Origin of the sequence: Glutamicibacter sp. BW80, from assembly GCF_002332385.1 — a bacterium.
GTDB lineage: Bacteria > Actinomycetota > Actinomycetes > Actinomycetales > Micrococcaceae > Glutamicibacter.
In genome coordinates, this window is record NZ_NRGV01000061.1 from 1 (window position 1) to 1,747 (window position 1,747).

1 protein-coding gene is annotated in these 1,747 nt (G+C 57.6%); it reads right to left on the bottom strand.

Going from position 1 to position 1,747, the window contains the following annotated elements; translation table 11 throughout:
* Nucleotides 1-186 precede the first annotated feature (186 nt).
* On the bottom strand, nt 187-1,623 hold the full coding sequence (locus CIK76_RS16580) for an IS1380 family transposase (RefSeq protein WP_096257871.1): 1,437 nt from the start codon (nt 1,621-1,623) through the stop codon (nt 187-189).
* Nucleotides 1,624-1,747 lie beyond the last annotated feature (124 nt).

Below are 1,747 nucleotides of genomic sequence, written 5' to 3' on the forward strand. Positions count from 1 at the left end.
CCCAGATCTTTCATCAGTTATCCAACGGCTGCCGAAATCCTCTACCAATGGATTCCCGGTGGCCGTTCCTGATTCAGTCCGCGCCAAAGGGCGCCTGAACCACCGACGCTGAATGCCAGGCTCCACGCACCCGGACCAAAATAGCCTTTCAAAACCTAAGAAACAAGGGGAACAGCTACTTCCCGTTCAGGCAGTCAGCAATCCGTGCCGCCACCGCTGGAACAGCTTGCCGATACCCTCCTGCAACTGGCATAGCAACTGTGCTTCTGGCGCTCTCGCCGGGATCAACAGCCGGCGTTGCCGACCACCTGAAACGATTTTCCCTGCCATCGAGAACAACCGGTACCGCCACCGCTTCAAATCCCACACCGAAGCCTCATGACCACCAGGCAGCACCGCCAGCTGCAGCCAAGACACCAAATTGACCGCGAACATCGCCAGGTCCGCCCATGCCTGATTCGCCGCAAAAGACCAATACGGCAGCTTGCCCAACCCCGTATTCTTCAACGTTTTGATCCGATTTTCGCACCTGCCACGCGCCCGATGCCGGGCATCGAGGAACGCCACGTTGAACCGTGGGCTGTTGGTCAAGAACGCGGTCACCCGGTTGCCGTCCGTATCGAACAGGTTCGCTTTCGCCCCGGGATGCAACGGCTCAGCACGTAGGTAAATCCGAGTTCCAGGCGGGTATTGCCTCAACTCCAAGACCTTCGTTGCATCAATCACCCACGCGTTATCTCGTTGACCACCATCAGCGTCCAGCGCTGGTTCCCAGTACTTCTTCTCATCGATCCACCGGATGAACCGCTCCTTGAGCACCGGCAAAGAATACGAGGTGGAGAATTGGACCCCCAATGAATCCAGATGGTGCAAGAACTCGCGGGAAGAGCCGGCACTGTCGGTACGGACCAAGATCTTCTCACCACGAAGGTTCCCGTCCTCGTCATAGAAATTTTCAGGCAGTTGGGCTAGGGCTTGGCTGAGCACCTCGATATGCGAGGCGGCGGAATTCGCGCCCCGGTTGCCTGGGCGCAACTGCACGGCGAGGACTTCGCCGGTGCCGTTGGCTTTGCCATAGTCTGCCATGGCGATCATCGGTGAGAACCCGTATCCGCCTTTGTAGGTGCCAGCACTATTTTGTTTCTCGGAATGAACGTGCACCAACGAGGCATCAATGTCGATGGTTAAAGGGTTCTTTGCCGTGGCCTGCCGGGCAGGATTCCGCGGCCCGGCAGCATTCCAGACTTTGGTGCGCAGGCTGCGGGTCATGGTGGCGAACCCGTAGGAGAAAGCTTCTGGCTGATCTTTGATCCGGCCCATGAACCGGCTGACCGTGGCATCCGACGCCACGGAGCCAAAGAGCTCTGGTGCGGCTCGTAGCTGGTCAATATCTGTGGCTTGCTCGCCGCCAGCCGCCAAGGACAGAGCTAGGGCGCCGAGGATCTTTCCCGGCCGGTGGGTCGCGGTGGTTGGCACGAACTGGCTGAACCTGTCTTCGCAAACGCGGCGGAAGTCCACCGCATTCAGGAAACTGGTCAGCACCGACAAGCCTGCATGGGAGACCAAGGTTTGGCCGGTGAGTTGGGTCGAGATGGCAGGGAAAACGTGGGTAGAATAGTTCACAGAAAAGGTGATCCTTCGAACGGGTATTTTGGAAGCTTAGACACTCCCATTTTCCCAGTTCAGGTCACCTTTTCATCTTTTAAGTCAGTTAATGACTACCGGCCTTCATGAAATACCCGGGCTA